Source organism: Acinetobacter sp. 22301, from assembly GCF_052045285.1.
In the GTDB taxonomy this organism is placed as follows: Bacteria; Pseudomonadota; Gammaproteobacteria; order Pseudomonadales; family Moraxellaceae; genus Acinetobacter; species Acinetobacter pittii.
This window is the reverse complement of record NZ_JBQEOR010000002.1, coordinates 312,647-337,722: the sequence shown is the minus strand read 5'-3', so window position 1 is coordinate 337,722 and position 25,076 is coordinate 312,647. Positions and strand designations below refer to the sequence as shown.

The 25,076-nt window shown below is 40.4% G+C and carries 20 protein-coding genes and 1 riboswitch; of the genes, 16 read left to right on the top strand and 4 right to left on the bottom strand.

Going from position 1 to position 25,076, the window contains the following annotated elements; genetic code table 11:
- Positions 1–207 precede the first annotated feature (207 nt).
- Both ACTJJH_RS05835 and ACTJJH_RS05830 read right to left on the bottom strand, forming a co-directional pair.
- Complete coding sequence (locus ACTJJH_RS05835) at positions 208–2,397, bottom strand: TonB-dependent receptor (protein WP_440600871.1); 2,190 nt, start codon at positions 2,395–2,397, stop codon at positions 208–210.
- A 230-nt stretch (positions 2,398–2,627) separates the two neighbouring features.
- Positions 2,628–2,840: a DUF1737 domain-containing protein gene (locus tag ACTJJH_RS05830; RefSeq protein ID WP_002122004.1), complete on the bottom strand. Its 213-nt coding sequence runs from the start codon at positions 2,838–2,840 to the stop codon at positions 2,628–2,630.
- 160 nt (positions 2,841–3,000) lie between these two features.
- Here ACTJJH_RS05830 and gshB point away from each other — a divergent pair, with 160 nt between their 5' ends.
- The 8 genes from gshB to lpxC all read left to right on the top strand — a co-directional run bounded on the left by gshB (position 3,001) and on the right by lpxC (position 12,237).
- Complete coding sequence (gshB, locus tag ACTJJH_RS05825) at positions 3,001–3,945, top strand: glutathione synthase (protein WP_063097684.1); 945 nt, start codon at positions 3,001–3,003, stop codon at positions 3,943–3,945.
- A 237-nt stretch (positions 3,946–4,182) separates the two neighbouring features.
- Positions 4,183–5,280, top strand: coding sequence for an undecaprenyldiphospho-muramoylpentapeptide beta-N-acetylglucosaminyltransferase (gene murG / locus ACTJJH_RS05820; protein ID WP_347750724.1), 1,098 nt, complete (start codon positions 4,183–4,185; stop codon positions 5,278–5,280).
- An 11-nt stretch (positions 5,281–5,291) separates the two neighbouring features.
- On the top strand, positions 5,292–6,740 hold the full coding sequence (murC, locus tag ACTJJH_RS05815) for a UDP-N-acetylmuramate--L-alanine ligase (protein ID WP_002122011.1): 1,449 nt from the start codon (positions 5,292–5,294) through the stop codon (positions 6,738–6,740).
- Between the two features lie 37 nt (positions 6,741–6,777).
- Positions 6,778–7,704, top strand: coding sequence for a D-alanine--D-alanine ligase (locus ACTJJH_RS05810; RefSeq protein ID WP_440600870.1), 927 nt, complete (start codon positions 6,778–6,780; stop codon positions 7,702–7,704).
- A gap of 2 nt (positions 7,705–7,706) precedes the next feature.
- Positions 7,707–8,561 carry a cell division protein FtsQ/DivIB gene (locus tag ACTJJH_RS05805; protein ID WP_014207933.1) on the top strand — a complete coding sequence of 285 codons (855 nt, stop codon included), beginning with the start codon at positions 7,707–7,709 and terminating at the stop codon, positions 8,559–8,561.
- A gap of 60 nt (positions 8,562–8,621) precedes the next feature.
- The gene (gene ftsA, locus ACTJJH_RS05800; protein WP_002122057.1) at positions 8,622–9,884 is read left to right on the top strand and encodes a cell division protein FtsA; all 1,263 of its coding nucleotides are present in this window, start codon (positions 8,622–8,624) and stop codon (positions 9,882–9,884) included.
- Between the two features lie 164 nt (positions 9,885–10,048).
- Positions 10,049–11,224 (top strand): cell division protein FtsZ, encoded by a 1,176-nt coding sequence (gene ftsZ / locus ACTJJH_RS05795; protein WP_440600869.1) that lies wholly within the window; start codon positions 10,049–10,051, stop codon positions 11,222–11,224.
- 110 nt (positions 11,225–11,334) lie between these two features.
- Positions 11,335–12,237, top strand: a complete 903-nt coding sequence (gene lpxC / locus ACTJJH_RS05790) for a UDP-3-O-acyl-N-acetylglucosamine deacetylase (protein WP_002121967.1) — start codon at positions 11,335–11,337, stop codon at positions 12,235–12,237.
- Positions 12,238–12,334: 97 nt separating this feature from the next.
- On the opposite strand, the gene ACTJJH_RS05785 is transcribed toward lpxC, so the two are convergent.
- Positions 12,335–12,781, bottom strand: coding sequence for a DUF721 domain-containing protein (locus tag ACTJJH_RS05785; RefSeq protein WP_440600868.1), 447 nt, complete (start codon positions 12,779–12,781; stop codon positions 12,335–12,337).
- A 100-nt stretch (positions 12,782–12,881) separates the two neighbouring features.
- Here ACTJJH_RS05785 and ACTJJH_RS05780 point away from each other — a divergent pair, with 100 nt between their 5' ends.
- From ACTJJH_RS05780 to ACTJJH_RS05760, 5 genes are all read left to right on the top strand, one after another.
- Complete coding sequence (locus tag ACTJJH_RS05780) at positions 12,882–13,574, top strand: M23 family metallopeptidase (protein WP_002121983.1); 693 nt, start codon at positions 12,882–12,884, stop codon at positions 13,572–13,574.
- Between the two features lie 249 nt (positions 13,575–13,823).
- Positions 13,824–16,541: a pyruvate dehydrogenase (acetyl-transferring), homodimeric type gene (gene aceE / locus ACTJJH_RS05775; RefSeq protein ID WP_002121885.1), complete on the top strand. Its 2,718-nt coding sequence runs from the start codon at positions 13,824–13,826 to the stop codon at positions 16,539–16,541.
- A gap of 2 nt (positions 16,542–16,543) precedes the next feature.
- Positions 16,544–18,526, top strand: a complete 1,983-nt coding sequence (locus tag ACTJJH_RS05770) for a 2-oxo acid dehydrogenase subunit E2 (protein WP_440600867.1) — start codon at positions 16,544–16,546, stop codon at positions 18,524–18,526.
- Positions 18,527–18,672: 146 nt separating this feature from the next.
- Positions 18,673–18,951 (top strand): hypothetical protein, encoded by a 279-nt coding sequence (locus tag ACTJJH_RS05765; protein ID WP_017399842.1) that lies wholly within the window; start codon positions 18,673–18,675, stop codon positions 18,949–18,951.
- A gap of 36 nt (positions 18,952–18,987) precedes the next feature.
- Positions 18,988–19,173, top strand: a riboswitch (yybP-ykoY riboswitch).
- Positions 19,174–19,188: 15 nt separating this feature from the next.
- Entirely contained in the window at positions 19,189–19,764 is a 576-nt protein-coding gene (locus ACTJJH_RS05760; protein ID WP_005804434.1) for a TMEM165/GDT1 family protein, read from the top strand.
- Between the two features lie 59 nt (positions 19,765–19,823).
- Here the strand turns inward: ACTJJH_RS05760 and ACTJJH_RS05755 are convergent, their stop codons facing one another.
- Positions 19,824–21,980: a TonB-dependent siderophore receptor gene (locus ACTJJH_RS05755; RefSeq protein WP_440600866.1), complete on the bottom strand. Its 2,157-nt coding sequence runs from the start codon at positions 21,978–21,980 to the stop codon at positions 19,824–19,826.
- A 228-nt stretch (positions 21,981–22,208) separates the two neighbouring features.
- Here ACTJJH_RS05755 and ACTJJH_RS05750 point away from each other — a divergent pair, with 228 nt between their 5' ends.
- From ACTJJH_RS05750 to guaB, 3 genes are all read left to right on the top strand, one after another.
- Positions 22,209–23,006: an MBL fold metallo-hydrolase gene (locus ACTJJH_RS05750; protein ID WP_440600865.1), complete on the top strand. Its 798-nt coding sequence runs from the start codon at positions 22,209–22,211 to the stop codon at positions 23,004–23,006.
- Positions 23,007–23,096: 90 nt separating this feature from the next.
- A complete protein-coding gene (locus ACTJJH_RS05745; RefSeq protein ID WP_086264723.1) occupies positions 23,097–23,462 on the top strand; it encodes a YkgJ family cysteine cluster protein in 366 nt (121 codons plus the stop codon).
- A gap of 135 nt (positions 23,463–23,597) precedes the next feature.
- Positions 23,598–25,064, top strand: coding sequence for an IMP dehydrogenase (gene guaB, locus ACTJJH_RS05740; protein ID WP_002121951.1), 1,467 nt, complete (start codon positions 23,598–23,600; stop codon positions 25,062–25,064).
- The last annotated feature ends 12 nt before the right edge of the window (positions 25,065–25,076 follow it).

The following is a 25,076-nucleotide window of genomic DNA, read 5'->3' as shown; positions in this document are numbered from 1 at the left end:
TTAACATAATGGCGAATCTACGAAATCTTTCTCATCACACTTTTTACACTCTAGCATCATGCCTAATTTCTCTTTGTATCCTTGTTCAGTCATCCCAAAGCTGAAAAAAGAAGCGCTAGCAAACATGCAAGCTTATCGCGAAAAATACGGTATCTAAAAAGAAAAAGACATACCTCTAAATAGGGGTATGCCTTTTTAATATTTTTTTTAGAACTGATAATTCAAACGCAATAACACATTACGTGGTGTGCCTGGCATACTGTCTGAACGCCAGTACTCTTTATTGGTTAGATTATTCACCGCAAGTGTGACATTCCATGGATCTGCACTATAGCCAATCGCTGCATCGACACGGTTAAAGCCTTCCATTTTTACTTGATTATTAATATTTGGATAATAAGACCCGACATAGGTCACGCCCACTTCGGTATACCACTGTTCAGTTGGTAAATAGCGAACAAATAAATTACCCGTGTTTTTAGATGTATTGGCTAAATAGTTGCCTTCTTGTTCAGGTTTTTGTTTATCTTCTTTTACTTTTGCATCTGTGTAGCCATAACCACCGCGCACAAAGACATTATCAAGTACGCGGCCAATAAAGCTAAATTCAAGACCACGAGATTGATGCTGACCCGCAGTTGCCCATACTTCTGGTTGCTCATTAGGATTTGGTTTATAGCGAATATTATTTTTACGAATATCAAAGACAGAAAATTGAGTATTTAAACGATTATCTAACCATTCGCTTTTTACCCCAACTTCATATTGCTCGTTATATTGAGGTTCTTTATCCATTTTTGTGACATCGGTGTTTCCAGTAACTTGGTTAACACCCATTTGTCCGCCAAATGGAGCAAAGCTTTTAGAGTAAGACGTATAAAAGCTATGTTCAGGAAGCGGTTGCCATACCAAACCAACATTTGGGCTAAAGCTGCCATCTTTTACATTACGGTGTTCTTTTGTCAGCTTGTTGGTGGTTGAAAAGTCAAAGTAATCGTAGCGGACGCCCAGCATGAGTTTAAGTTGGTCATTTAGACCAATTAAATCTTGAATAAATACGCCGTAAGTTGTGCCTTCATTATAGTTATGCTGACTAATCTTTAATGGTCCATTGCCACGACTGTACTCTCGTTCACCAGTGATTGGATTAACGTAACCATAAATGGCTGACCCATTTTGAGTTTTATTGGCTAGACGTGGCTCTCGTTGTTCATATGTCCAGTCTGTACCCATCATAATTTGATGTTCAAGTGAGCCTGTTTTGAACTTGCCCTTAATATCAAATGTATTGGTGGTGGTCTTATTGCTGGTTTGTTGCCAGTAGTAAATTTGGTCGACGTAACCTTTTTTAGTACAAGACTCATTCTTTGAGTTTTTACCATCTAAACCACAATAAGTTCCAAAATAAAAGTGGTCAAAGTTTTGTTCTGCTTGTCGGTAACTTGCTGCCCAGTGAAAGTTCCAATCAGGCGCATATTGATAATTCACATCGGTGCGGACCACTTGCAAAATATCATCAACATAATCGCCGTCTTGGGCAAATCCCATTTTAATTGAAGTCCCTGCAGGCAGAATGTCACGTGATGGTCCGCGATCAGGTACACGACCTAATTTGTCATAGGTATATTGTGTAGTCCAAGTGAGAGTTCCATCATCATTTTTATAAGTGAAACTTGGTGAAAACATTTCAATTTTATTTTCAATGCCGGAGCGGAAGCTCCCTGATTCACCATATTCTCCAGTCAAACGTATTGCTAAATTGTCATTAAGTACTTGGTTAATGTCAGCCGTTGTTCCGTAGTTGTCGTAAGAACCTGCGTATGCACCAACTGAACTTTTAGAGTCAAAATTGGCGAATTTACTCACCATATTCACAACCCCGCCGCCAGCACTACGGCCATATAAAACAGAGGCGGGGCCTTTTAAAATTTCAATACGTTCGATATTTGCTGTACTACGACGTACTTGTCCGCTTTCACGTATACCATCACGGTAAATATCACCTGTATCAGCACCAAAGCCACGAATCGTGATGCCATCACCGCGCATATCGTAACTGGTTGATACGCCAGGGGTGCCTTGCAGCATAACGCTTAAATCATTTGATCCATAAATTTTATATTTCTGAACATCAATTGTATCAATGGTTTGAGGAATATCTTTTTTGTCTAAACCATTACGTGTGACATTGGCTTTATCATAGTCGATATAACTTTTAATTGGGTCGAGCTCACTCATTGCCTCAATTTTTATCGTGGGCATGGTAGCTGCCACTTTTGCGGCTGAATCAGTCGGTTCCTCTGCGTAGGCACCTTGAATATTCAAGATCATTAAACTGAGTAAGCTCAGCGGGAAAAGACGCTTCATTTGGGGAGATGGTATAGAAATTCTTAACATAAAAATAAAATCAATTAACAAAAATAAAAGTATAAATGATAATTATAATCATTTAATTGTTTAGAATAAAAGAACTATTACCTTAAAAAATGACATATTTATTTTTTAATAACTGATTTTTAGTAAGTTAATTAGCAAATTAAACGAATTGTATGAGTTGACTCATTAGTTTTTCTTGTTAATTGGGTTTTAAAGGGGACTTTTCATCGATTAAAAGCACCCTTCTGGAATTACGCGTTATTTTTGAGAACATCTAAAATATCCATTTCTGGATCATAATTTTCATCAATTGTTTTGCAAATTGCTTGTCCCACAATGACATGCGTGCCGTTAAAAGTCATAGTGGGTGCTTCATATAATTCCCAGCCATGATTCAGAGCCTTAGTCACTCGTGCACAAAAAGCAGAGTCATCAGGGCCAGTTAAATAGCGATAAAGTTTCATGTTTAGCCTTTAAAAATAGTATCTTATAACCTTAGTTTAACTGAATTTAGCTTAATTCAAGATAAAGAAATAACCGATAAGGTTTTACTGAAATTAAGAAAAACCAGTGAAAAATCTCAGTTATACTCATGCTAATTTAAATTTTAAGAAGAGCTTGAGTATGCGTGTACTTGTCGTCATGGATCCGATTGAAACCGTAAACCTTAAAAAGGATTCAACCATGGCAATGTTGTGGGCGGCGAGCCGTCGTGGACATGAGTTAGGTTATGCATTACAACAAGATTTATATATTGATCAAGGCAAAGCTTACGGCCTCATTTCACCGTTAAAGGTGTTCGAAGATTACAACCATTACTATGAGCTAGGCGAAAAGAAAAAAGAATCTATTGCGGCTTACGATGTTGTGCTGATGCGTAAAGACCCGCCGTTTGACATGAATTTTGTCTACACGACTTATGTGCTTGAGCAAGCTGAGCGCGAAGGTTCATGGATTATTAACAAGCCTCAGTCACTGCGTGATTGCAATGAAAAACTCTTTGCAACGCAGTTTCCAGAACTGCAAGTGCCTACACTTGTGACATCGCAACAAAGTTTAATTCGTGAATTTATTAAAGAACATGGCGATGTAATCGTTAAGCCACTTGATGGTATGGGTGGTATGGGAATTTTCCGTTTATATCAAGATGGTGTAAATATTGGTTCTACCTTAGAAATGCTTACAGAGTTAGGTACTCGTCCAATTATGGCTCAGCGCTACATTCCTGAAATTGTAGAAGGGGATAAGCGTATTTTAATGGTAAATGGCGAACCTGTTCCTTACTGTCTAGCTCGTATTCCACAAAATGGTGAAGTGCGTGGTAACTTGGCGGCAGGCGGTTTAGGCCAAGCGCGTCCGCTTACTGAAAATGATAAGTTGATCGCAGCTAAAATTGGCCCTTTCTTGCGCGAAAAAGGTTTAGTTTTTGTAGGGTTAGATGTGATTGGTAATTATGTCACTGAAATTAATGTCACTAGTCCAACCTGTATACGCGAAATTGATGCTCAATTTGGTACATCCATTGCCGATGATCTATTTGATGTATTAGAAGCTGGCCGCACAGCTTAATTATTTGTTTCAGGTGATTTTCAGCGGTATTTATTGGAAATCACCTGAAAATATATGAATTAATAAAATAACAATACTAAATACACCACAGCTTTGTAGGCATATTTTCAAAAAAGCACATCTTTCTGTTATAAACGAGTGAAATTAGCTTTTCGTTAATGAAGCTTTAGGATTAAAATAAACGGCTACAAAAATAGATGACAATTTCCATTGTTTTTTGAGTTGAAGAATTAGACCGTGACCGATTCACAGCAAAGCAAACCCAAACATGTCATGATGATGGCTGCCGGTACAGGTGGACATGTTTTTCCAGCCCTCGCCGTAGCCAAACAACTTCAACAACAAGGTTGTCAGGTTTCATGGTTAGCCACGCCAACAGGTATGGAGAATCGGTTATTAAAAGATCAAAATATTCCAATATATCAAATTGATATCCAAGGTGTTCGTGGCAATGGATTAGTCCGTAAAGTTGCTGCACCTTTTAAAATTTTAAAAGCCACTTTTAGTGCAATGCGTTATATGAAACAACTTAAAGTTGATGCAGTTGCAGGCTTTGGCGGTTATGTTGCGGGGCCGGGTGGTTTGGCCGCACGTTTGTTAGGTATTCCTGTACTTATTCACGAGCAAAATGCAGTTGCAGGTTTTACCAATGCGCAGTTGTCTCGTGTTGCTAAAGTCGTATGTGAAGCATTTCCAAATACCTTTCCTGCTGGTGGAAAAGTCGTTACAACAGGAAATCCTGTACGTCATGAAATCACAGATATTTTAAGCCCAAAGTGGCGTTATGATGAGCGTGCGCAAGCAGGACAGCCTCTAAATATTCTAATTGTTGGTGGTTCTTTAGGTGCCAAAGCACTCAATGAACGCTTACCTCCAGCATTAAAACAATTACAAGTTCCACTCAATATTTTTCACCAGTGTGGTCAGCAACAAGTTGAGGCAACTCAAGCACTTTATGCAGATGCACCAGCTAATTTAACTGTACACGTTTTGCCGTTTATTGAAGATATGGCAAAAGCTTATAGTGAAGCGGATTTAATTATTTGCCGAGCTGGAGCACTCACCGTAACAGAAGTTGCAACAGCAGGTGTGGCCGCAGTTTTTGTACCACTCCCTATAGCAGTTGATGACCATCAAACTGCAAATGCCAAATTTCTGGCGGATGTCGGTGCTGCGAAAATTTGCCAGCAATCGACCATGACGCCAGATGTTTTAAATGAATTGTTCACTTCGCTGATGAACCGCCAATTACTTACTGAAATGGCAGTGAAAGCGCGTCAACATGCCCAACCAAATGCGACTCAGCATGTGGTTGATCTTATCCAAAAAATGTAATCGGATTTACTATGTCTCCATCAACAGCTGCGAACCAAGCAAAAAAACTGATTAAAGTGCCTGAAATGCGCCGTATCAAACACATTCATTTTGTGGGGATCGGTGGCGCTGGGATGTGTGGCATTGCAGAGGTTTTGGGTAACCAAGGCTATAAAATTTCCGGTTCGGACATTAAGGCGTCTAAAACTACAGAACAATTAGAGAAAAATGGCATCAAGGTTTATATTGGCCATCAACCAGAAAATATTAAAAATGCCAATGTGCTTGTAGTTTCTACAGCAATTGATCCAGAAAATCCGGAAATTAAAGCTGCGATTGAACAGCGCGTTCCAATTGTGCGTCGTGCAGAAATGCTAGGCGAGCTTATGCGTTACCGTCACGGTATTGCTGTGGCTGGTACACATGGTAAAACCACAACTACAAGTCTTTTGACGACGATGTTGGCGGAAGAAAACCTTGATCCAACTTATGTTATTGGCGGCTTACTTAACAGTACAGGCGTAAATGCAGCGTTAGGTGAAAGCCGTTTCATCGTGGCTGAAGCTGATGAATCAGATGCATCTTTCCTTTATTTGCAGCCAATGGCAGCGATTGTAACCAATATCGATGCTGACCATATGGATACCTATGAAGGAAGCTTTGATAAATTAAAAGATACGTTTGTACAGTTCCTTCATAACTTACCATTTTATGGTTTGGCTGTAGTTTGTGGTGATGATGCGAACATTCGTGAAATTCTGCCGCGTGTAGGCCGTCCAGTCATTACTTATGGTTTTAATGAAGATAATGACATTCGTGCAGTTGATATTGAACAAGATGGTATGCAATCGCACTTCACTGTGTTGCGTAAAGGCCGTGAACCATTGCGTTTAACAATTAATCAACCAGGCTTACATAATGTTTTAAATGCCTTGGCCGCAATTGGTGTCGCCACAGATGAAGGCGTTTCTGATGATGCAATTAGCCGTGCATTAGAAGGATTTAGTGGCGTTGGCCGTCGCTTCCAAGTGCAAGGTGAATTTGAACTTGCTGATGGCAACGTTAAGTTAGTTGATGACTATGGACACCATCCGAAAGAAGTAGAAGCAACAATTAAAGCTGCTCGTCAAAGTCATCCAGATCGTCGTTTGGTTATGTTGTTCCAACCACATCGTTATTCTCGTACCCGCGATTGTTTTGATGACTTCATTGAAGTGCTCTCTCAAGTCGATCAATTATTATTGTTGGAAGTTTACCCTGCTGGTGAAAAGCCTATTGTGGGTGCAGACAGCCGTACTTTAGCGCGTAGTATTCGTTTACGCGGACAAGTAGAACCAATTTTGGTTGATCCGGTGGAAGGTAATTTGCAAAACATCATGCAAAATGTGTTACAACCAAATGACTTGTTATTAACGCAAGGTGCGGGTAACGTGGGAGCAATTTCAGTAGAACTTGCGCAACATCATTTGTATGTGAAATAAACAAAAAGTATTGAATTATCGGGTTAAGGATTTAAACGTGTCAAATGCTACAAAATTCGGCAAAGTTGCCGTGTTATTTGGTGGGAAATCGGCTGAGCGTGCTGTGTCTTTGGATAGTGGTCAGGCAGTTTTGGACGCTTTGTTACGTTCAGGTGTTCAGGCTGAAGCATTTGATCCACAAGACCGCAGTGTGACTGAACTTGTAAATTATGATCGTGCATTTATTGTATTGCATGGTCGCGGGGGGGAAGATGGCCAGATTCAAGGTGTACTTGAATGGTTAAATCTGCCTTATACAGGAACAGGTGTGCAAGGTTCTGCGATTGGCATGGACAAAGTTAAAACTAAGCAAATCTGGCAAGGTAGCGATTTACCTACAGCGCCATATCGCATTATTACTAAAGAAACAGATTTAGATGCGGTGATTGCTGAGTTAGGCTTACCTGTCATTATCAAACCTGTACATGAAGGCTCAAGTGTCGGCATGAGTAAGGTTGAGAAAGTAGAAGACTTTGCTGCAGCAATTGAAAAGGCGACTCAGCACGATGCTGTGGTGATGGCAGAAAAATGGATCACCGGTCGTGAGTTCACAATTTCATTCCTAAATGGACAACCTTTGCCTGTCATTCGTTTGCAACCACCAGCAGATGTTGCTTTCTATGACTATGAAGCGAAATATCAACGTAATGATGTCGAGTATGGTATTCCTTGTGGCCTGAGTGAGGCTGAAGAGAAAAACCTACAGGCATTGTGTTTACGTGCTTTTCAGGCGGTGGGTGCGGAAGGCTGGGGCCGTATTGATGCGATGCAGGATGAGCAAGGCAATTTCTGGCTTTTAGAAGTAAACACTGTTCCAGGTATGACCAGTCACTCTTTAGTTCCAAAAGCTGCTAAAGCTGTTGGTTATAGCTTTGATGAATTGTGTGTTGCGATTCTTGAGCAAACATTGGAAGGTACGGCTTAAATATGGCACAACTTCCGGCTTCCATGCGCCGTAAACGTGCGGCCATCACCTCTATTCATGATAAACCGCCTACGCGTAAGCAGAAGCTTGCGAATGCTGGTGGATGGGTGCTGTTGGTTATTGCTTTTGTAGTGCTGGCAGTCGGAATTTATGGGTTATATAAAGTTATTACAGATGCAACAGTTGCAAAACTAGAAGTTGTAGGTTCAGCCTCTTCTGTTGAAACCCAACAAGTGATGCAACATGTTGCTCCAATTATAAAAGCGAATTATTTCACATCTGATTTAGAACAAATTCGTGACAAAACATTAGAAATTTCATGGGTAGACCGAGTTGTTGTATCTCGTGCTTGGCCCAATGGTATTCGTGTTCGTGTCATGCCTCGACATGCTATCGCCCGTTGGGGAACAGGTCGCTTGTTAAGCGATGGAGGCGATGTATTTAGTGAGGCGGAGCCGACAATTCATCCTGAACTTCCGTTGCTTCATGGGCCGGTAAGTCAGTCAAAGATGATGATGCGACGCTATAATGAAATTAATCAATTATTCCATCCTGTTAATTTACGCTTAAAAGAGTTATATCTGACTGAGCGAATGACTTGGTTTATGCAATTTGATTCTGGTTTGCGTATTATTGTTGACCAAGATCAAACAATGAATAAGTTGCAACGTTTAAGTCATCTGGCACAATCTGACTTAAAACCGGTGTGGTCGAAAATCTCAGCCATTGATTTGCGATATCGTAATGGATTATCTATTCAATGGAAGAACGCAACACCACCTAAAATTGTGAATGGTCAGTTTGTTGTAACGAGTGATGACACAAGCATTGCAGGTGGAACAAAAGCAAAGCCATAATACGTGGCTTTAAAATAGGCAATTTGCCTGGTATTAAACAACAAAGAAATGGTATGAGTGATGAGTGAAGCTGTTCCCTCAGTTGTTGCGATTGACATTGGGACGCATAAAGTTTCAGTTTTGATTGGAAAAATTCATGCGCCGGATAACATTCAAGTTATCGGTATGGCAACTGCTCGCAATCGAGGCATGAATAAAGGAAAAATTGTAAGCCTCGATAAAGTCATTGCTGCGATTAAAAATGCTGTTGCTGAAGCGGAAAATATGGCCGAATGTCGCATTCATAGCGCATGGGTATCTATTCCGAGTACCGAGCTGCAAAGCTTTTATGCCTCTGGTCGCACACCAGTATCTAATCCAGCACATGTGATTACAACAAATGAAGTTGTGCGCGCGTTAGAATTGGCAAAAGCAAGTCATGTGACTTCGGACTACTATTTAGCAAGTGCAGTACCGCTAGGCTTTGAATTAGGTGATTCTGCTGAATGGGTGCAGAATCCAATTAATATGACTGCTCATAGTATGACTGGACATTATCAGTTAATGATGATGCCTATAGCGACTATGCAAAATCTTGATCGTGCCATGAAAGGTGCAAATATCGGGGTTGAAAAAATGGTAGTGTCTTGTCTGGCAACCGCTGAGGCAAGCTTGCTGAAAGATGAAAAAGAGTATGGTGTTTGTCTGGTTGATATTGGCGCAGGCATTACCAATCTTGCTGTTTATCTAGATGGACGTTTAGCTCTAGCACGTACATTGCAACGCGGTGGTGAGCACGTTACACGTGATATTGCAGCTGTATTGCAAACTACGACAGAAGAAGCTGAACGAATTAAAATTCTGCATGGTTGTGTCGATTTAAGTGCTGTTAAGCCAGATCACATGATTCAGGTAGAAGGAATTGATGGCCCTCAAACAATTAGCCGGATTGAGTTGTCAGAAATTATTATTGCCCGTTATGAAGAGATCTTTAGCCAGATTCGCGATGAACTCGAACAAAGCGGTGCAATTCATGGTTTATACCATGGTGTAGTATTGACAGGGGATGCTTGTCAAATAGAAGGTATGGTGAGTTTAGCTCGTCGTATGTTGGGTGTATCTGCACATTTGGGTAATCCGCCGTTACAGGTTTATGCTGATGATCAACATCAAGCAGCCTTACGTCGTTCTATGTATGCAACAGCAGCTGGTTTGCTTATGTTTAGCCAAAGTGAGTTGCAAGATGCTGTTGAAGAGCCTGAAGAGGCAAATGACCGTTCGGTATGGGAACGAATGGTAAATGGCTGGAATGCGTTTAATAGCAAATTAAAAGCCATTTTTTAGGATGTATGTATTTATTGGTAGAATTGTTAGGAAGTTGTAAGAGAAAACCGCTGTACTTGACAAGGTTGGTATTGCACAGCATTCTTAAAATTAGTTATTTTTGAAAATCAAGGCAGTATACGGGCTGAAGTGACTGCCATAATGTATTAGGAACCCTAAAGGTCATGGCCTCATTTGAATTTATAGAAGATGAACTAAACGATGGCAACGGTCAAGCCCGTTTCACTGTATTTGGTGTAGGTGGTGGTGGCGGTAATGCCGTTCAACATATGGTGCAGTCTGATATTCAAGGTGTTAAATTCGTTTGTGCCAATACAGACAAACAAGCACTGGACTGTATGAATGCACCTTTCAAAATTCAGTTAGGCGAGCAAAGTACACGTGGTCTAGGTGCTGGTGCTAACCCTGAAGTAGGGCAAGTTGCAGCAGAAGAAAGCCGTGAAATCATTCGTCACCACCTTGAAGGTACCGATATGGTTTTCGTTACCGCTGGTATGGGTGGTGGTACGGGTACTGGCGCAGCGCCTGTTGTGGCTGAAGTTGCCAAAGAAATGGGTATTTTGACTGTTGGTGTAGTTACAACACCATTTAACTTTGAAGGCCGTCGCCGTTTAAAGTCTGCTGAGCGTGGTATTGAAGCACTTGAAGCACATGTTGATTCATTGATTATTATCCCTAACCAACGCTTATTAAGCGTATATGGCGATATTTCAATGAAGGATGCTTATAAAAAAGCTGATGACGTGTTGTTAAACGCTGTACGTAGTATCTTTGACTTGGTTGTTAACCGTGGTCACATTAACCTTGACTTCGCCGATTTGAAAACTGCAATGAGTACTCGCGGTTACGCAATGATGGGTGCTGGTTTAGGTCGTGGTGAAGATCGTGCGCGTCAAGCTGCTGAACAAGCGATCCGTAGTCCATTACTTGATAACGTAAATATTATTAATGCCAAAGGCGTGTTAATTAACATTACGGGTGGTGATGACATTACGTTACGTGAGACTGAGATCATTACTGATGTTGTGAACCAGATTGTTGACCTTGATGAAGGTGAAATCTTCTACGGTACAGTATTTGATCCAGATGCACGTGATGAATTACGCGTAACAGTGATTGCAACTGGTTTAACTCGTAATGCAGCAGATGCTGAACCAAGAAAACGTAATACGGTAAGCCATGCATCGTCTCAATCAGTTCAATCTGTTGATGAAGATGATGTTCCTGCAATCAATAAGCGTCAAAACACTGATAATGAAGTCAGTAGCACAGCAAGTTCTACTCCGCGTTCTTCTCCAATGAGTATTCAAGATTACTTGAAAAATCAGCAACGTAAGTAAATAATCGTTAGATTGAATGAAGGGCAGTGTTTAAACACTGCCTTTTTTTATTTTTGATCAATGACTAAATATGCTAACGTATAGCGGTTTTAAAAAAGAAGTTACAAAGCATGGTGAAACAGCGTACTCTCAATCGTGTGGTAAAAGCGAGTGGAATAGGTCTTCATAGCGGTCAAAAAGTGATGATCAATTTCATTCCACATACCGTGGATGGGGGTATTGTATTTCGCCGTATCGATTTGGATCCGCCAGTCGATATCCCTGCTAATGCATTGCTCATTCAAGAAGCTTTTATGTGCTCCAACTTGGTAACTGGAGATATAAAAGTAGGAACAATTGAGCATGTAATGAGTGCGATTGCAGGTTTAGGAATTGATAACCTGATTGTTGAGGTATCTGCTTCTGAAGTTCCAATTATGGATGGTAGTGCCGGTCCATTTATTTACCTTTTAATGCAAGGTGGATTGCGTGAATTGGATGCACCGAAAAAATTCATAAGAATATTAAAACCAGTTGAAGCACTCATCGATGATAAGAAAGCAATTTTCAGCCCTCACAATGGTTTTCAATTAAATTTCACGATTGATTTTGACCATCCGGCATTTGCTAAAGAATATCAATCTGCAACTATCGATTTTTCGACTGAAACGTTTGTTTATGAAGTCAGTGAAGCACGTACTTTTGGTTTCATGAAAGATCTGGATTACCTGAAGGCAAACAATTTAGCACTAGGTGCAAGTTTAGATAATGCAATTGGTGTAGATGATACAGGGGTCGTCAACGAAGAAGGTTTACGTTTCGCTGATGAATTTGTTAGACATAAGATTTTGGATGCAGTTGGTGATTTGTATTTGCTTGGTCATCAAATTATTGCCAAGTTTGATGGCTATAAATCAGGACATGCTTTAAATAATCAGTTGTTACGTAATGTTCAAAGTGATCCGAGTAATTATGAAATTGTAACATTTGATGACGAGAGTCAATGTCCAATTCCATATGTGAGCGTGACATAAGTCCTTGTCTTTACTTGGCTATGTTATAATGTAACATTAAAAAGTGTGATTATAATCACATAATAATAATGATTCTAATTAAGAAATAGAAAGCTCGTCATTTTTTATTGCTTGCCAAACGTAGTAAAGCTTGGCTAAGCTTAGGGTCGCTCACGAAGTCGGCTGCACTACGTAACATTTCTTGTGTTTCCGGGGGAATGGGTTTAGATGGCTCAGTTGAGGGTACATTTGGAATATTTTTATTTCTCAATCGGACCTGAATTCTTTGTAAGTCTTTTAACCCTTCAAGCTGAGATAATTTAGATACATATTGGTTCTGTAAATAGCTGAGTTGACTAATCATCGCTTGATTTTCACCAGTAATGATTAAAGAGCCATTTTGATAACACACGACCTGCCATTGTTCCGGTTGGGGCAATAAGGGTTGGATAATTTTCGTAAGTCTTTGCCATTGCGCGACTTGCGTTGTTAGAAACGTAAGGTTTCCTGTTTTTATGTGTTTTCCGGTTTGTTGAAAAACGTTATCGGGTTTAGACATGATCATTCTCGGATGGATTCTTGTCTTAATCTTAAGCGTTCATTTCAATCGATATCAAGGAAGAGATCATAAGGAACTTGAGTAAGAACAGTTTCAAGAGGTTTTTATGCACACGCGTCGTATTTTATTAGCGTTTTCACTTGCCGCTTCGGCAGCATCGGTTGCTTTTGCAGATTATCAAACAATTAACCAATCTACTGACTCAGATCGATTGGAACAGCTATCAAAAACATTATCTCAAGGTTCATATACTCATCCTGACGATTTAGATCTTCCGGCGAGTGCGAAAGTTTCAGTGACCTTACGCCAAAAAACAGTTGAACTCAACAATGAGTCGCTCGCAAAGAAGTACGGTAATACAACCGCAAAAAATTCTTTTAATGCCTCTTCTTCAAATTCTTACTCTTGGTTAGTTTCTCACCCTCTTCCTGATACTGTACGAGTTTCTTCAAACTTTGGTGGCCGCACTATGGGCGGTCGTGCAGAACATCATGGCGGATTAGATATGGCTGCTCCGAGTGGCACGCCAATCTATGCTACAGGCCCAGGTATTGTAACTAAATCTGGCTGGGGTACTGGCTATGGTCAATATGTTGAAATTAACCACGGCAATGGTTATTTAACGCGTTATGCTCATGCTTCACGTCTAATGGTACGTGTAGGCGACCAAGTATCTGCAGGTGAACATATTGCTAATGTAGGGTGTACAGGTCGCTGTACTGGTCCACATTTGCATTATGAAGTAGTAAAAGACGGTCAACGTAAAAACCCAACTACTTACTTGGCGATGCTTCCATAAAAGCATAGTTAAAAAAGTAAGGTTATTAAATTTATGAATCTAAAACTAAGCTAAACCTTTTTTAACGCAAAGATTGTATAAAAAAACGCCATTATTGGCGTTTTTTTGTTATTTTGTTTACTGCTCGGTCAATGACTATTCATTCAGAAAATAATAGGCCCCCCCCACATTCACCCGAGGCAATAACTTGAAAGGGGTAAAACGTGGTAAAAATACAAAGTAGATTAGAGAACAAGGAACAGGTGAATTATGGCGTTTTACGGTGACTCCGACGCACAAGAAACCCAAGAATGGCAAGATGCATTCGATTCAGTTTTACAACATATGGGAACTGAACGAGCGGCATTCTTGTTGGAAAAACTTTACCAACAAGCAATTGCTAAGCATGTTCCAATTCAACGTCTCAATACACCTTACTTAAATACAATTTCTGTTGAAGAACAACCTGCAATGCCAGGCGACCAAGATATGGAACGCCGTATTCGTGCATTGATTCGTTGGAATGCCTTAGCAATGGTACTTCGCGCGAATAAAACAGGTGATGATTTAGGTGGACACTTGGCGAGCTTCGCATCAAGTGCAACATTATATGACGTAGGTTTTAACCATTTCTTCCGCGCAAACAGCAATAGCTTTGGCGGAGATATGATTTATTACCAAGGGCACTGTGCTCCTGGTATTTATGCACGTTCATTCCTTGAAGGACGTTTAACTGAAGAACAGTTAAGTAATTTCCGCCGTGAAGTTGGCGGTAACGGTTTACCAAGCTATCCGCATCCATATTTAATGCCTGACTATTGGCAATTCCCAACCGTATCAATGGGTCTTGGTCCAATCATGTCGATTTATCAAGCACATATTCAAAAATATTTAATGAACCGTGGCTTGATCAAAGAAGAAGATCGTAAAGTTTGGGCTTATCTTGGCGATGGCGAGATGGATGAGCCAGAAAGTACTGGTGCTATTTCACTTGCTGGTCGTGAAAAGCTTGATAACCTTATCTGGGTTGTTAACTGTAACTTACAGCGTTTAGATGGTCCTGTACGTGGTAACGGTAAAATCATTCAAGAACTAGAATCTTTATTCCGTGGTGCGGGCTGGCGTGTTATTAAAGTGGTATGGGGCCGTCATTGGGACCCACTACTTGCAAAAGACAGCACAGGCGCTTTAAAAGCGGTAATGGAAGAGACAGTTGATGGTGAATACCAACGCTATCAAGTGAAAGGTGGTGCATACACGCGTGAAAAATTCTTTGGCAAGTACCCAGAAGCTGCGGAACTTGTAAAAGATTTAAGCGATGAAGATATCGATAATCTTAACCGTGGTGGTCACGACCCTTACAAAGTGTTTGCTGCCTATGCAGAAGCAATGAAAGCTAAAGGTCAACCAACAGTTATTCTTGCGAAAACTGTTAAAGGTTACGGTTTGTCTGAAGAAATTGAAGCGGTGAACAAAACTCACCAAATCAAAAAAATGCAGATCGACTCTTTGAAATATGTACGTGACCGTTTCAATCTTCCATTTACAGACGATAAGTTAGAAGAGCTTCCATTCTACCGCCCAAGTGAAAACTCTCCAGAAATGAAGTATATGAAGGCGCGTCGTGAAGCGTTAGGTGGTTACCTACCTGCACGTCGTAAAGAGAGTGAAATTTTAGCGATTCCTGAATTATCTGTATTTGATGCTGTATTAAATGGTTCAGGTGGTAAAGAACAATCTACCACTATGGTGATGGTTCGTTTAATTGCTTCTTTACTCAAAGAAAAAGCGATTAAAGATCGCGTAGTGCCAATTGTTCCAGATGAAGCACGTACTTTTGGTCTGGAAGGTATGTTCCGTCAGCTCGGTATCTATGCTGCTCACGGTCAAAAATATACCCCAGAAGACCAAGAACAATTAATGCATTACCGTGAAGCAAGTGATGGTCACATGCTACAGGAAGGGATTAACGAAGCTGGTGCGATGAGTGCATGGGCTGCGTTGGCAACAAGTTATTCAACGAATAACTTGCCAATGATTCCAATGTATATGTACTACTCAATGTTCGGTTTCCAACGTATTGGTGACATTGCGTGGGCAGCTGGTGATGCGCAAGCTCAAGGTTTCTTGTTAGGTGCAACAGCTGGTCGTACAACATTGAACGGTGAAGGTCTACAGCACCAAGATGGTCATTCACATATCTTGGCGAACACTATTCCAAACTGTGTATCTTATGATCCATGTTTTGGTTATGAATTAGCTGTAATCGTACATGACGGTTTGCAACGTATGTATGTGAACCAAGAGCGTGTGTTCTACTACTTAACTGTAATGAACGAAAACTACGAGCATCCTGCAATGCCTGAAGGTGCTGAGGAAGGCATTAAACGTGGTATGTACTTGTTCGAAAAAGATGAAAAAGCAACTGTCCAATTACTTGGTTCAGGTGTAATTCTTCGTGAAGTAATCAAAGCTGCGAAAATCTTACGTGATGAATATCAAATCCACTCAAACGTTTGGAGTGTAACAAGCTTCAATGAGTTGTCACGTGATGGTATGGCATGTGAAGAATATAACCGTTTACATCCACTTTCTGAAGAAGTGAAAGAATCTTGGGTATCTAAACAGTTACGTGGTACAGAAGGTATCGTTGTTTCAGCAACAGACCATATGCGTGCTTACAGCGAACAAATCCGTGCTTATCTTCCAGATGGTCGCCCATTTGTTGCATTAGGTACAGATGGATACGGTCGTTCAGATACACGTGCTAACTTACGTAGTTTCTTTGGTGTTGATGCTGCACATATCGTTGTTGCTACTTTGAAAAAATTAGCTGACGAAGGTGAAGTGGATGCACGTTTAGTTAAAGACGCAATTTCTAACTTTGAGTTAGATACTGACCGTCCAGTGGCATGGGCTCCTCAAGCGCATCCAGAAGTTCAGGCAGTTGCTGAATATAATGAAACGCAAACAGGTGAGGGGAACTAAGCATGCAAATTAAGACCCCTGATATTGGTGTAGATAAAGCAGTTGTTGCTGAAATTTTAGTAAAAGTTGGCGACAGCATTGCAGAAAATGACAGCCTTGTTTTGCTTGAGTCAGATAAAGCCTCTGTTGAAGTGCCTAGCACTTCAGCAGGTGTGGTAAAAAGCATCTTAATCAAAGAAGGTGATAGCGTAACTGAAGGTACGGTATTGCTTGAACTTGAAGCTGAGGGTGCTGCACCAGTAGCTCAAGCAGAGGAAGCTCCAAAAGCTGCACCAGCAGCTGAACAAACAGCAACACCGGCAGCGGCTCAACAGCCTTCAACTGCTGCTCAACCAGCAACGGCAACCACTAGCCAAGTGGTTGAAGTTCAAGTTCCCGATATTGGTGTTGAAAAAGCACTAGTTGGTGAAATTTTAGTAAAAGTTGGCGAACAGATTGATGTTGAACAAAGCATCGTTGTGGTTGAGTCTGACAAAGCAACTGTAGAAGTACCAAGCAGTGTTGCAGGTACTGTAGAAAGCATTCAAGTTAAAGAAGGCGATACAGTTAAAGAAGGTGTTGTGCTCATTAAAGTGAAAACAACGTCTGCATCAAGTGCGCAAGCAGAAGCTCCTGCTTCTACAACAGAAGCTCCAGCGGCAGCACCTGCACCAGCTCAGCAAGAAACTGTAGCATCGACTGCTGCTCAATCTGGACCGGTTGATATTAACGTTCCTGATTTGGGTGTAGATAAAGCAGTTGTTGCTGAAATCTTGGTTCAGGTTGGTGACAAAGTTGATGTAGACCAAAGCCTTGTTGTTGTTGAGTCAGATAAAGCAACTGTGGAAGTTCCAAGTACTGTTGCTGGTGTTGTGAAAGCAATTCACTTGCAAGCAGGCCAACAAGTTTCACAAGGTGTATTACTGGCAACAATTGAAGCTGAAGGCCAAGCACCTGCTGCTGCACCAGCGGCGAAAGCAGAATCAGCTCCACAGGCAGCAGCACCTAAAGCGGCAACTCCTGCTCCGACTCAAGCAGTATCTGCCCCTGCTTCTTCTGGTAATGATAAATTAACCAAAGAACAAGAAGCCGAAAACGCTAAAGTTTATGCAGGCCCAGCTGTGCGTAAGCTTGCTCGTGAACTTGGTGTAGTTTTATCTCAAGTTAAAACTTCTGGTGAGCATGGCCGTGTTGTTAAAGAAGATATCTTTGCGTATGTGAAGACTCGTTTAACTGCACCGCAAGCGGCACCAGTTGCTTCGGCTGCACCAGCGGTTTCGGGTTTGCCAAAGCTTCCTGACTTCACTGCGTTTGGTGGCGTAGAAGAAAAAGTACTGACACGTTTGCAGCAAGTATCAATTCCGCAATTGTCGTTGAACAACTTTATTCCGCAAGTCACCCAGTTTGATTTGGCTGACATTACTGAGTTGGAAGATTGGCGTAATGAGTTAAAAGGCAACTTCAAAAAAGAAGGTATTAGCCTGACGATTATGGCATTCATTATCAAAGCGGTTGCGTACTTGTTAAAAGAAGAGCGTGAGTTTGCAGGTCATCTATCTGATGACGGTAAATCAGTGCTCTTGCGCAATGAAATCCATATGGGAATTGCGGTAGCAACACCTGATGGTTTAACTGTGCCAGTACTTCGTAACCCAGACCAAAAATCAATTAAGCAAATTGCAGTTGAATTGGGTGTGTTAGGTCAAAAAGCGCGTGATAAGAAATTAACACCGAAAGATTTACAAGGTGCGAATTTCACCATTTCAAGTTTAGGCGCAATTGGTGGTACAGCATTTACACCTCTTGTGAACTGGCCACAAGTTGCAATTTTAGGTATTTCACCTGCAACAATGCAGCCAGTATGGAATGGTAAAGACTTTGATCCGCGTTTAATGTTGCCGTTGTCATTGTCTTATGACCACCGTGTAATTAATGGTGCAGATGCAGCTCGCTTTACAAATAAACTTACGAAACTTCTTAAAGATATTCGTACTTTATTGATCTAATATTTTTAAATGAATCATTAAAACCTCGCTTCGGCGGGGTTTTATTTTGATATCTAATTTAATTGGTTTTAAGTTAATCTAAAGACGAAAAATGAAGTGTCGAGAGAGGAGAAATTTCTCGTTAGTAGGTAAAGGAGAAAGAATAAATGGTAGGATTTTTAAAAATCATGGTGCCGATTCTATTAATTGTATTTTTATTAATGGGGTTGTGGGTGAGTGTTTTACACTTTCCTTGGGAATGGATGACCTACGTTGCAATGGGCTTGGAAGTATTTGTAGCAATGCTTATTTTGCCATTTGAATTTCAATCTCAGCACGTAACTGGCATTAATCATTTTGGATTTATTAACTTAAGTATTTGTTTGGCTTTATTATTGGGTCTAGGACGATTGTTAGTTTGGGCGTGGATAAAATTTTTCGCCTGAATGTTTGAAAAATAGAACTACTCGAATATAATGAGCACATACTTCATTGGGGAGTAGCCGCTATTCATTTCTGAATGAATAGGTGATGATCAACATAATTGTTCAACAGAACATGGTCATCATAGCTTAAACGTCTCATCGTTTCCGAGTTGGCAAGACCTTTGATTTACCACTCTGCAGATATTTGGCTAGCAGGAGGGGTAGGTCATGGGCATTTATGCTAGCCAGAGAAACGACATGCAAGAATTTCTGATTTCTACTTCAATTGTTGCCCTCGCTGAAATGGGCGATAAAACTCAATTATTGGCCCTTTTACTGTCTGCACGTTTCCGTAAGCCAATCCCTATTCTTATTGCGATTCTTTTAGCTACTCTAATTAATCATGGTATTTCTGCTGTACTTGGACAGTGGATCACAACTGTGCTGAGCCCCGAAATTTTAGTCTGGGTTCTTGCAGCTGGCTTCATTGGTATGGCTTTCTGGATGCTTATTCCAGATAAGTTAGATGATGAAACGGATAGTATTAACAGATGGCAAAAATTTGGTGTTTTTGGTGCTACCTTCATCTTATTTTTCTTAGCTGAAATTGGTGACAAAACCCAAATTGCAACAGTCGCTTTAGCTGCACGTTATGACAGCATTTTTTGGGTGATGTTAGGTACAACCTTAGGGATGATGATTGCCAATGCGCCAGCTGTATTTATTGGTAATAAATTGGCTGAACGTTTATCTATCTCGCTCATTCATAAAATTGGTGCTGCTATTTTCTTAATTGTAGGTATCTCTACTTTAGTACAGCATTATTTTTTCTAAAGCATTTTAAGCTGCGAAAAAAACGCACTCGAATCGAGTGCGTTTTTTTATAGGTAATTTTAATAGTTAAATTTCACAGTAAAGTTAATTTGACGTGGATTACCTAAAGTCACCAAATTTTCATTTAAGGCACCTGCATAGTAATCTTTATCGAATAGATTACGGATTGCTAGTTGAGCACCCCAATGTCCTGCATCATAGCCAGCTTCTGTATCAAATACGGTATAGCCTGGAATATGGACATCTAGCTTATCCATAGTTTTATAGGTTTCACCTCGGAATCCACCGCCGACATACCAACCAAGTTTCGACGCAGGGTCAAATTTATAGCGCGCTGATAAGCTATAAGCATGCTCAGGAATATTGTCGAGTGCTTTTCCTACATTGCTCGCGTTTGCATCTTTACTAATTTCAGCATCAATTGTGTAGGTATACGCAGCTGTTAATTTCAAACCTTCTAAAATTTCTGCGCTGAGCTCAGTCTCGATACCACTAGTTAACTGTTCGCCACGTTGTACTTTATATCCACTATTCGCAGTATCAGTGACTAAAACATTTTGACGTTTTAAGTCATACCAAGCGATAGCACCTTGAACTCGTTGATCTGGGCTTTGTAATTTCATTCCGACTTCAACCTGTTTCCCTTCTTCAGGTTTGAACGGATTGTTATTTACATCAGTACCACTATTTGGGGTAAATGAAGTAGCGTAGCTGACATAAGGAGCCACAATGTCATTAAGGGTATACATGACAGAGGCGCTGCCCGTAAATGCATTGTCTGATTGTTTAGTCGTATTGCTATTAACCAAACTTGTAGTTTGAGTTTGCGCCCAGTCTTGACGACCAGATAAGCTTAAAAGTAATTGGTCATTAAGCTGAATGCGATCACGTAAATAAAGTCCTAAATATTTGAGACGGTTGATATCACGAACATTTTGAGTCAATTTTACATTTTGCCCATAAACGGGATCATAGATATTTAAATCGCCAATATCGTATTTATCATTGGTGTAATCACTTTTTTCCTGAAAAGCATCTACGCCAATATTAAGGTCGTGTTGCATACCATATAAATCAAACTGTTTATTTAAACGGTTATCGATGGCAAAGCTTAAATTATCAATAATTTGGTGGCGGCTATTATTTTTACGGCTAATGGTTGTGTAGTCGATTTCACCTTGTTTGTTTTTTGCCCAAAAGTTGTTACCCGTGCGAGCAAAGACAGCAGTACCATCCATTTCAGTTTTTTGTACGGCAAAGTTCTGATTAAAGTTCCAACCGTTATCAAAAGCGTGTTTAAAGGTATAACCTGTACGGTAAACATCTGCCTCATATTTACCAAAATTAGGATCGCCAATATATAAACTTCGGTCTATAGCGCCGTTAGGGTTATCTTTTAATGTACCAATGACAGGTAAACCTTGTTGACGAATGTATTCGCGATGCTGATAGCTTGCGATGACAGAGAGATCAGTGTTATCCCCTAAGTCAAAGTTATAAGAGGGGGAGATGTAGTAATTTTTAAAATACACATAATCTGTTGGGTCATCTTGATCCGAGATACGACCATTTAAACGGAAAGCACCTTTTTCACTATTATTAGGACTATAGTTTAAATCGAACGTACCTTCTTTAAGATTGTAGCTGCCATAAGTCATAGTGGCCCGAGCAAAGCTTTCAGCTTGAGGGCGTTTAGTCACTAAGTTGACCATACCTCCTGGAGCCACCAAACCAAAATTAATAGAGGCAGGCCCTTTTAAAACTTGTACCTGATCCATGCCTGATAACTCAGTAGCAACATATGTATTTTGACCTACTCTTAAACCATCTACATAAACTGAATCAGAAGAAGTTTGCCCACGAATAATGAAATCATCCCAACCACGACGACCAAGTTTTCCAGCTCCAACACCTGCAACGCCTTCAAGTGCATCTGCTAAGGTTTTTGCTTGTTTCTGATCGAGCTGTTCACGTGTTACTACCGAAACCGATTGAGCAGTTTTAAATAAAGGTGCGTCTGATTTTAAGGCAGAGTTTGCTTTCGTTGCGACGTAAGGCGAAGTGCTTTCTTTTTGCGCTTGAACAGAAATAGTGGGGAGAACACTGGTTGAGTTTTGTTGTTCTGTTATTTCTTCAGCGTGACTTGCTGTCATCGAAGTAAAAATAGCAACTGCTAACAATGTTTTTGAGGTTGAAAAACTGAAGGGTTGATTCATGGGAGGCCTAAGCAGCACAAAAAGTAAATTTGATAATGAGAATTATTTTAATTTATTGTGGGTTAATTTTAAATAATATTATGATTCATTTATAAAATAAGAAAATCAAAATCAATTTTAAAATATTATGAGAAAGATAAAGTAATTCATTGCATGAGTTGTTGAATCCCATTATTTTATTATGGATATAAAAATATCTAATATTTAAAGTTTTTTTTGGGGAATTTTATGGGGTTTGAAAAAACAACATCACAGATATTATTTGATAATGGCGTACATAAATGTATTAGTTTTACCAGTTTGGTCAAAGGGGAAGGCATCCAAGCCAATCAATTTTTAATTATTGATCATGAACGTGCTGCTGTAATCGATCCAGGTGGCGATTTGACCTATGTTCCATTAACGATGGAATTAAATAAATATACACGTTTGAAAAATCTGGACTATGTGATGGCCTCGCATCAAGATCCGGACATTATTACCTCAATGCCACGCTGGCTGGTTTATACCGATGCTAAAGTCGTTGCATCAAAATTATGGGCACGTTTTTTACCACACCTAAATTCCTCATTTATGAGTGAGCGTATGAAAGGGAATTGGGAAGACCGTCTTATTGAATTACCCGACCGCGGCCAAGTGATTACTCTAGGAGAATCCAAGCTTGTGGTAGTTCCAGCTCACTTCTTACATTCGGTGGGTAATTTTCAGTTTTATGATCCAGTTGCCAAAATTTTATTTTCTGGCGATATGGGTGCCTCGATTGTTGAAGATGCTAATCAGCCTTTAAAAGATTTTGATACGCATGTCATGAAAATGAAGGCTTTTCACCAACGCTATATGTGTTCCAATAAAGTTATCCGTTTGTGGGTCAACATGGTGCGCCAGATGGATATCGAAATGATTGTGCCTCAGCACGGTAGTCCATTTATGGGTAAAGAAATGATTAACCAGTTTTTAGACTGGATTGAGGTTTTACCTTGTGGTGTCGACTTGATGACAGAACAAGTTTTTAGTTGTCCAACTTAAAAAATGAGGTCCATTATCTTGAGTCGGAATTGAAATTTTTTTAGTATTTTTCGTCGCAGAAAAATTTTTGATGACGAGAATTTGAATAAAATGTTATCTCAAGTTGCGACTCCAGATGAGTGCCTACGCTGTGGGGCATGTTGTGCACATTTTCGGGTTTCATTTTACTGGGCTGAGGCCGAGTTAATAGATGAACATCTAGTTGAACCTTTAACACCTGTTTATTCTTGTATGCGTGGAACTAATCGGGTTCAGCCACGTTGTCAGGCTTTGACCGGTGAAATTGGTAAAGAGGTGGGGTGTTCTATTTATGCTGTACGTAGTTCTACCTGTAGAGAAGTGCAGGTGGGAGATGAGCAGTGTAATAAAGCTCGTTTGGCGCACCAGCTTATTCCTCTTATTCGTGTTAATCCAGCCGATTCTGAGAATGATCATGACTATGATCAGGTGAGTTAAATATGAGCTAACACAATAATAAGTGGGAAATATTTAGAGTAGGCAAATATCTATTGCTGAAAAAGGCAAAGATAATATGAAAATTGCATTGAAATTTGTTTATAATAGCTCACGGAATTTACCAGTGAGATTGTTATGCTGACCATCGTTCAAGAAGCGCTAACCTTCGATGATGTCTTATTACTTCCTGCCTACTCTACTGTTCTCCCAAAAGATGTCTCTTTAAAGACACGTTTAACTCGCGGCATTCATTTAAATATCCCATTAGTTTCAGCGGCAATGGATACAGTGACTGAGTCACGTATGGCGATTGCTATGTCACAAAATGGTGGTATCGGGATTTTGCACAAAAACATGGATATTGCTGCTCAAGCTGCAGAAGTACGCCGTGTGAAAAAATTCGAAGCGGGTATGGTGAAAGATCCTATCACTGTAACGCCAGAAACTACAGTACGTGAACTGATTGCAATTACCTCTGCTAATAACATTAGTGGTGTACCTGTTGTTAAAGATGGCAAGGTTGTTGGTATTGTGACAGGCCGTGATACGCGTTTTGAAACCAATTTAGAACAACCTGTTAGCAACATCATGACAGGCCAAGATCGTTTAGTAACTGTACGTGAAGGCGAGTCTAAAGAAAATATTCAAGCATTATTGCAAAAACACCGTATTGAAAAAGTCTTGGTCGTTGGTGAGAGCAACGAACTTAAAGGCTTAATTACAGTAACTGACTTCCGTAAAGCTGAGAGCTATCCAAACAGTTGTAAAGATGATCTTGGGCGTTTACGTGTTGGTGCTGCGGTAGGCACAGGTGCTGATACACCAAGTCGTGTGGAAGCATTGGTTGAAGCTGGTGTTGACGTAATTGTTGTTGATACAGCACACGGTCACTCTGCTGGTGTAATTGAACGTGTACGTTGGGTGAAACAAAACTTCCCTCAAGTACAAGTGATTGGTGGCAACATTGCAACTGGTGATGCTGCATTAGCATTATTAGATGCAGGTGCAGATGCTGTAAAAGTAGGTATTGGCCCTGGTTCTATCTGTACAACACGTATTGTAGCTGGTATCGGTATGCCACAAATTTCTGCGATTGACAGCGTTGCTAGTGCACTAAAAGATCAAATTCCTTTAATTGCAGATGGCGGTATCCGCTTCTCTGGTGATATGGCAAAAGCGATCGGTGCGGGTGCAAGTACGATCATGGTTGGTTCATTACTTGCGGGTACTGAAGAAGCGCCGGGCGAAGTTGAGTTTTTCCAAGGTCGTTACTACAAAGCATATCGTGGTATGGGTTCATTAGGTGCAATGGCGGGAGCAACTGGTTCTGCTGATCGTTATTTCCAAGATTCAAAAGCGGGTGCTGAGAAGTTAGTACCAGAAGGCATTGAAGGTCGTGTCCCATATAAAGGCCCAATGGGTAACATCGTTCATCAAATGATGGGTGGTTTACGTTCATCGATGGGTTATACAGGTTCGGCTGTGATTGAAGATCTTCGCCAAAATGCAAAATTTGTGAAAATTACTTCAGCTGGTATGTCTGAGTCACATGTCCATGATGTAACGATTACTAAAGAAGCTCCAAACTATCGTGTTGGTTAGATTTTCGTAACC

Coding starts and splice junctions, on each gene's coding strand:
- ACTJJH_RS05750 (WP_440600865.1), top strand. CDS start 22,209: ATGGGGTTTGAAAAAACAACATCACAGATATTATTTGATAATGGCGTA.
- gshB (WP_063097684.1), top strand. CDS start 3,001: ATGCGTGTACTTGTCGTCATGGATCCGATTGAAACCGTAAACCTTAAA.
- ftsA (WP_002122057.1), top strand. CDS start 8,622: ATGAGTGAAGCTGTTCCCTCAGTTGTTGCGATTGACATTGGGACGCAT.
- ACTJJH_RS05785 (WP_440600868.1), bottom strand. CDS start 12,781: ATGATCATGTCTAAACCCGATAACGTTTTTCAACAAACCGGAAAACAC.
- ACTJJH_RS05755 (WP_440600866.1), bottom strand. CDS start 21,980: ATGAATCAACCCTTCAGTTTTTCAACCTCAAAAACATTGTTAGCAGTT.
- ACTJJH_RS05765 (WP_017399842.1), top strand. CDS start 18,673: ATGGTAGGATTTTTAAAAATCATGGTGCCGATTCTATTAATTGTATTT.
- guaB (WP_002121951.1), top strand. CDS start 23,598: ATGCTGACCATCGTTCAAGAAGCGCTAACCTTCGATGATGTCTTATTA.
- lpxC (WP_002121967.1), top strand. CDS start 11,335: ATGGTGAAACAGCGTACTCTCAATCGTGTGGTAAAAGCGAGTGGAATA.
- murC (WP_002122011.1), top strand. CDS start 5,292: ATGTCTCCATCAACAGCTGCGAACCAAGCAAAAAAACTGATTAAAGTG.
- ACTJJH_RS05770 (WP_440600867.1), top strand. CDS start 16,544: ATGCAAATTAAGACCCCTGATATTGGTGTAGATAAAGCAGTTGTTGCT.
- aceE (WP_002121885.1), top strand. CDS start 13,824: ATGGCGTTTTACGGTGACTCCGACGCACAAGAAACCCAAGAATGGCAA.
- ftsZ (WP_440600869.1), top strand. CDS start 10,049: ATGGCCTCATTTGAATTTATAGAAGATGAACTAAACGATGGCAACGGT.
- ACTJJH_RS05745 (WP_086264723.1), top strand. CDS start 23,097: ATGTTATCTCAAGTTGCGACTCCAGATGAGTGCCTACGCTGTGGGGCA.
- ACTJJH_RS05805 (WP_014207933.1), top strand. CDS start 7,707: ATGGCACAACTTCCGGCTTCCATGCGCCGTAAACGTGCGGCCATCACC.
- ACTJJH_RS05760 (WP_005804434.1), top strand. CDS start 19,189: ATGCAAGAATTTCTGATTTCTACTTCAATTGTTGCCCTCGCTGAAATG.
- ACTJJH_RS05780 (WP_002121983.1), top strand. CDS start 12,882: ATGCACACGCGTCGTATTTTATTAGCGTTTTCACTTGCCGCTTCGGCA.
- ACTJJH_RS05830 (WP_002122004.1), bottom strand. CDS start 2,840: ATGAAACTTTATCGCTATTTAACTGGCCCTGATGACTCTGCTTTTTGT.
- ACTJJH_RS05835 (WP_440600871.1), bottom strand. CDS start 2,397: ATGTTAAGAATTTCTATACCATCTCCCCAAATGAAGCGTCTTTTCCCG.